The organism is Bacillus sp. JJ783, assembly GCF_036963225.1.
Classification (GTDB): domain Bacteria; phylum Bacillota; class Bacilli; order Bacillales; family Bacillaceae_G; genus Bacillus_A; species Bacillus_A cereus_U.
Map to the genome: position 1 here is coordinate 1 of NZ_JBALMG010000212.1, position 6,595 is coordinate 6,595.

Genomic DNA, 6,595 nt, shown 5'->3' on the forward strand with positions numbered 1-6,595 from the left:
TAACTAAACTCATTTATTTACTGTAATGAGTTTTTAATGTTTATTTATATTTTAGGAATATCAATTATATTTCCTGGTGACTCATTAATAAGAATATCTGAAATACTTGGGTTCCTTTTTTTCAACTTGAATATTTGAATTTTTGTTAATTCAGGGCTAAATGATATATTTTGTGTTTTAAACTCCAAATTCATAATTTTATTTTGAAGTTTTAATATAAAAACCTTCCATTCTTGTAATGGAGAATTCGAAACTTCCTCCGGACTTTCTAATAGTCGATATCCGTCTGCATAATGAAACATTAGTAATCCCGTTCCTAAGTCACAATCTTTGTTTTCAAGAATTGCATTTGGTATATCAAATCCACTATTCCAATTATAATTTGCTGCAAAACAATGAAGGATTATTGGATTATCTATATTCTTTATTCGGCTAATTGTATCCTCGTTATTTGTATTATAAAGTAATTCTTCAAGCAAACTAATATCTTTATTTTCCATTACACCTTACCACCTTACTGATATTTACTTATTTTGTATTTCCAATTGTTTTAGCTTTCTTTCCCAAAGTTCCACTGTTGCACCTTGGCTTGGGTACAATGGTAAACCATTCCCCTGTAATTTTCTTAAATTTTTTTGTAAATCATATACCTGTTTTTGTAAACTATCAATACTTTGGTTAATATCCATTTTATTTAATGCTCTTGCAACTACTTCATTGTAAACAGAATGATATCCTCTGTGTCTAGACATTGTACTTATATTATCATCTGGTACTCTTAGAAAAATACCGTTTGATGAGTCATCAAAGTTCATACCTATCTTTTTAATTACAAGATTATCTGCCATTTCAGAAGGAATAATATGCTGTGCTTGATATCCACTCCATTTAGTTGAACGTTTAAGCCCCATTTCTGTCATCATATTTTTTCCTAATTTAGTAGAATTTCCTCCTGTTACAATACCCGGAGTACCAGGAATAATCCTACTACCTTCACCCGTACCCTTAGTTAAAACAAAAAGCGATAACTGGGTTACCAATTATCGCTTACTAAGTCAAACCATTTGGTGCACTATAAAGTAACAATTATTTTATAATCTATGATAGTTCTAAAATTGGTGTAATTTCTCATCATGTTATTACCATATGCACTAACAGCTTCATTACCATACACCATACTTTCATAGTTATCTTTAAATTCTTTTTTTATTGACTCTTCCAAACTGTTATAGCATCTTTTGATAACTTACTCTTCCTTACTTACAAGTATTCTCTCGATTAAAGTCAAATGCTGCTTCAACGCCATTTTTCATTAACTTTTGTAATAATACATCAAGCCCATCTGCATAATAACAATGGATTTCCTCTTTATATAATGGTAATAATGTATGGAAGTAGATTGGCCAGTCACCCTCTATTCTTTTACCATCCTCACGAAATTCCATTTTGAATGCACCTGAACATTGTGGAAGCGGTGGTACAACCATAACACCAGAAAATTTCGTCTCTTCACTATATGGATGAATTGGCGCATTTAGATCTTGTTCTGCTCCACCTAACTGGGCTACATATGAATTTTTCAAATATTCCTCTGATTGATTTGGAAATACAAGCCACTGCCCCAACCAATATCCATTTCGCATTACATCTTTTCCAAAGTTCTGTAAAAGGCGTAAAGGCCAAGCGTATTTCGAACTCGCCAAAGCGGATACTGATACATCCCAATCCTTCGGTAGATGCATGACAAGCTCTGCATAACCACTATCTACACTTGATGGAGCTGGCATACGGAAATAGCTATTTCGATACGTTACTACTGTATGACAATCAACCATTTTATTTGGTCCAACATCATATAATTCTACATCGGTGATCATTTTTGTATTTGCTTCTATATGATTCGTAATCATTCCATAATGCTGCTGAATATGTGACTTAAAATCTTCTATTGACGTTGGGCGTATCATTGGATTATTTTCTATTTCTTGTTCATCATTTTTCTCATCAGATTCCCATACTAATTTAAAACGAAACCCTTTCAATCCACTATTTGTAACTCTTTCTTTAAAAGCATCTGATACAAATATTTCTACAGATGTAATAGGGAAATCTCCTAACGAATGCTGCGTGTTGCTATTGCGAAATATATGCTGATTTTCTACTTTTTCTGGGATAAAGATAAACTCATCGTAACCACCGTATTTAGTAGGAACCGATTTTCTATGATCCACACACTCAAAAATATTCGTTACATTTACAGCATAACAACTATATGTTTCATGTAACAGAGGCAAACACTCTACTTGATCCTCTATTAAATCATTTAAAATATGTATAGCTTTTTTTGTAAAAATAGGTGGGTTAGGAAATGACTCTCCTTCAAAACTTAATAAATCGGCTTTTTCCTTATGTTTATATGTTTTCATTTGAATAGGTTTCCATGTACTAAGCATAGGTGTACCATTAAATCCATCATCAAATACTTCTTGTTCACTTTCACTATAAGTAGTTACTTCATCATAACCTGATAGATTTGTTAGTTGCCATATTTTCATGTAAACTCTCCTTATTCTCAATCTTTGTACAAGAATTGTATTTTCCCTGTTAATAAACCACTTCTTATCTCTGCAATGAAAGATAGAATTTCTTGTTTTTTACCTGCTTTTGAGAGGATCCTTTCATCTAATTTATCTATCTCTATCAACCTTTTTTCTAAATAATCTATATATTCTTGTCCATGTCTAAACATCATATTCCCTTTTTCATTCAAATTATTCCATGCACTATGAGTAACCTGCCCTGGCCAATTAGGGTGATAGTTTTGAGGCAGAAACACACCGTTTGCAGCCGCGTTCCCATCTATACCATATTTCTCTATGTACTTCCGTAACTTCCCTTGATTATAAGGAATAATATGGTGTGCTTCATTTTTGGGCGACCTTTTCACACCTAAATTTTCCAATTCATGACCAAGTATTGTAGAAGGCTGTTTAGACGCTGCATGTTCCTTAGTTAATTGCGTCCATTTTTCATCACTTCTTATTTTAGTTGCATAATCATCAGCTATTTGACTCGCTTGTTCTCTCAAAGATTTTATCTGATCAAGATTTACATCATGCCCCTTTTTTAGCTCTTGATTTATATACTTTAATTCACGCTCAGTTAAATGTTTTCCATCACCGCTGACACATGTAAGTTTCCCTTTCCAGTCATTTGGATGAATCTTTTCATTTTTTAAAGAGTTAGAAAACCATGCTATACTCTCTTCATTTAATCCTACATCATTTAGAATTTCTTCACTATTTTTTAGCATAAGTTCTTGTTCTGCTAATTTTTCACTCGGAAGAATATTCTTTTTCGTAAGAGAAGCCTCTACACCCTTAAGCTCATCATCTATAATCTTATTACTTGCTGTATGATGCTTATTCACCCAGCTTTGGAAATCTGTACCCCCTTGTTTAGATATTAGTAAACCATTTCCGTCAACTTCAAAACTTGCCGATTTGGCTGTCCTATCATCTATGCTTTTGGCTATTTTTTCGCCAAGTTGATACATCTTTTCATTTCCGTATTTCTCCATTTTAAGGCTCGCTAGTTTCAAACGGTCAAGCATAATAGCTTTATTATCACGCAATGATTGTACCACATTTTTACCCAAATTCGGATTAAAACCAGGCATTCCTTCTTTGAATTTTAATAATTTCGCTAAATCAGCTAATTCATTCGTGCCTTTGAATGCTTTTACTCCTTTTCCTACTGCTCCAACAACTGGGATTGCGTCTAATCCGCCAAAAATAATGTTTGCTGTGCGTTCTTCTTGGCTCAATTTCCGGTGTGTTCCCCAGTCTTCTCCGTCGATACCGCTTTTTATTTGTACAGCGCCGTATACTACTGCGGCAGCGGCCCCGAGTGGTGGGCAAAGGATTGTTGTGATGATGATTCCTGCGCCTATTCCTATGTCTCGCACCATTTCTAGTTTTTTCTGTTCATCTTCTATCGATTTGTATTCAAATCCTCGTGTGGATGGGACTACTTTCTTGTATTCTTCATAATTTAGTTTTGCATCTGGATTTTGTTTTTTTAGTTCTTTGTATTCCTCTCTCAGTACGTTATCAAATGCGGGTGAATCTTTAAAAATATCTTCTACTGTTATTTTATCTTTTTTTGTTTTTATTGTTTGTGGTACACTTCCGTACCCCGCGTGCGCATCTGGTAATACTGTCGTTGTTGTGGAGCCAATTCGGTTATCTGTTTTGAAACTGAGAATAGATGTATCTCTCATTTTTTGAGCGAATTTATCCATTTCTACTAAAAAAGGTTTATCTATATGTTCAGAGACTACTCGCCCTGCTTCTCCGCAATATTTTTGTAATGTCGAATAGCTCTCAAGTAATTCTCCGATTTTTTGCGATTGATCTTTAGGATTAAAATGTATACTACCATCCGAGTCTAAATCTCGTATTCTTCCATCAATTCTTTTTAATGATTCATTTGCGTCCCGTAATTTCATGAGTGCATCTTTTGTAATTCGATTCATACCATCCCCCATGTCTTGCCATGGTTCAGGTCTATATTTCACATCCATTTCGTTTTCATCCCCCAGCCGTATGGTGATTTCTACAACTTACTTAATATTTCACGTAATTGTTCGTCCTTTTCAAGCATTTCTACACATACGTTCCTTACAATTGTCGCCGACCTAGAATAGTGTTCAGCAAATTCAAGTGTTTTGTGTAATATATCAGGATATTTTTCAATTACTCTCATCGCTTCACCTTTTTGATAAAAATCACAGCTTAATAAACTCTCAATATTCGTTCCAATGACGTCTACATGGATTTTATATATATTTTCTAACTTCATTACTATATCAAGTAGTTCTTGAAAATTAACTAATACTTCTTCTCCACCACCAGAACCACCATCTCCCATTGATACTTGCATTATTCAATACCTCCTAATGAGAATTGTCTCGGGTCAATTAATTTTTTATACGGCATTTTTAACACGTCATACAATTTCTTATTAACCGCATAGAGGCTCACCCAGTCATATCGATTACGATCTACATCTATTTGAACGAAATCTTCTCCTTCAGTGAAATATAAGAAACATTCCCATTTCCCACCTCTATTACTTCGAGGCCTCGTATACGTTTCTATCGCTATAACGTCTTTATTTGATAAATCTTTTTCCTCAAACGTTTGTTGTTCTGCCTCTGCCATTCTCTTTGAGAAAAATGTATCTTCTATCTCCCTCGGTTCTCTCAATAAGAAGGGAATGCGTGTTAATAATGAAAAATATACGTCTGGCTTTGGTATGTAGTCGATCTCGTATTTTTTATTTGGCTCTATTTCTGTTAATACAGCCACTCGGTCTTTATCCTCTTTCAAAAAACCTATTAACAAATTATTAATTCTCGTGTATTCATGACAATTTTCATATTCCTTTAATAGCTCAATCATTTGAAAAGCTGCAGGGGTAATTCCATTTTCACTTGTAAGTAAGCCCTTTTCTTTTAAACTCGTAGTTGCTTTTGTGACACATTCTTCATCAAGTAAAATAATTACGTCACGATTTGGCAATCCAAATATATCCGTAACCCCAGCTGCACCTGCGAGAACATATAATTCAGCAGGTGCAAAATTCATTTCTTTCCCCATTCTTTTATCCCTCATTTCTCCATCACAATTGTTTTATCGCCCTTACTTCCGGTCTATCTCCGTACGTCTGAATACTTTTATCTAACTCTTTCAAAGCTTTCGTATGTCCTTCAAATGCCTCTACCATTTCTGAGTTATATTGAATGATTAAATCTAGATAACTTAAAAATGCATCCCTCGTTTTTCCATTCCATTTCGCACCTGTGACGTATGCTTTTAAGTCTTTCGCTTGGTTTAAAGAATCCTTCATACCATTTTCAATGTTTTGTGCGTAAGAAATTGCACTTGTCGTGTTACTTCCTATAATTTCAACCTCTTTACCACTCATGTTGGTTCCCCCCATTCTTTATATGTTTAATGGATAAGTTTTTCAATTTCCTTTTTCTTTTCTTCAAAAGCCTTGGTCGCTGCAGCGTATGCTGACGCTTTCTCCGCTTCTGCTTTCGCTTTATATTCCAAATACTTTGCATAAGCTGTACCTATCGCAGAGCCAACATCGCTTAATGCACTTTTAAAATAGGATAATAATGTATTTAATTCTTCATCCTTTTCATGACGTTTTTGTTCAAATTCAACTGCAGGAATTTTATTAGCTTCTAAACCATTACTTTTACTCTCATAATCTCTCTTCGCTGATTCAGCCTCTTGAATGGATTGTTTTAACTCTCTTTCTTTATCTTTTAAATAATCATGTAATCTATCATACTGATCTCGTTTCCTTGCGCTTTCCGTAAAACCCGATGCATTTAATAAAGCATTGTACAATTCATCTAACATCTTTCTCCCCCTTTATTACAATAATTATGTAGTTAAATTCGTATATATAAACATGAATATTCATTACATTAAGAATTAACAAATATTTTTTTGCATATTGCTATTTTATCAAAGGGGTTTTAACATTTCCATATTTTATAAAATGAAACTTTAAT

The 6,595-nt window shown here is 33.8% G+C and carries 8 protein-coding genes; all 8 read right to left on the reverse strand.

The window, feature by feature from the left end; genetic code table 11:
* Nucleotides 1-44: 44 nt before the first annotated feature.
* Nucleotides 45-500, reverse strand: a complete 456-nt coding sequence (locus V7038_RS28280; RefSeq protein WP_000428105.1) for a DUF4274 domain-containing protein — start codon at nucleotides 498-500, stop codon at nucleotides 45-47.
* Nucleotides 501-524: 24 nt separating this feature from the next.
* A complete protein-coding gene (locus tag V7038_RS28285) occupies nucleotides 525-1,040 on the reverse strand; it encodes an AHH domain-containing protein (RefSeq protein ID WP_335695996.1) in 516 nt (171 codons plus the stop codon).
* 216 nt (nucleotides 1,041-1,256) lie between these two features.
* Entirely contained in the window at nucleotides 1,257-2,555 is a 1,299-nt protein-coding gene (locus V7038_RS28295) for a suppressor of fused domain protein (RefSeq protein WP_087962558.1), read from the reverse strand.
* A 17-nt stretch (nucleotides 2,556-2,572) separates the two neighbouring features.
* Nucleotides 2,573-4,585: an AHH domain-containing protein gene (locus V7038_RS28300; RefSeq protein ID WP_335695997.1), complete on the reverse strand. Its 2,013-nt coding sequence runs from the start codon at nucleotides 4,583-4,585 to the stop codon at nucleotides 2,573-2,575.
* Between the two features lie 32 nt (nucleotides 4,586-4,617).
* Nucleotides 4,618-4,944 (reverse strand): hypothetical protein, encoded by a 327-nt coding sequence (locus tag V7038_RS28305; protein ID WP_002066136.1) that lies wholly within the window; start codon nucleotides 4,942-4,944, stop codon nucleotides 4,618-4,620.
* Complete coding sequence (locus tag V7038_RS28310) at nucleotides 4,944-5,663, reverse strand: DUF5081 family protein (RefSeq protein WP_335695998.1); 720 nt, start codon at nucleotides 5,661-5,663, stop codon at nucleotides 4,944-4,946. The genes V7038_RS28305 and V7038_RS28310 overlap by 1 nt, the downstream gene beginning before the upstream one ends.
* A gap of 22 nt (nucleotides 5,664-5,685) precedes the next feature.
* On the reverse strand, nucleotides 5,686-5,991 hold the full coding sequence (locus tag V7038_RS28315) for a WXG100 family type VII secretion target (protein WP_002066133.1): 306 nt from the start codon (nucleotides 5,989-5,991) through the stop codon (nucleotides 5,686-5,688).
* Nucleotides 5,992-6,017: 26 nt separating this feature from the next.
* Nucleotides 6,018-6,440, reverse strand: coding sequence for a hypothetical protein (locus V7038_RS28320; RefSeq protein ID WP_335695999.1), 423 nt, complete (start codon nucleotides 6,438-6,440; stop codon nucleotides 6,018-6,020).
* Between the last annotated feature and the right edge of the window lie 155 nt (nucleotides 6,441-6,595).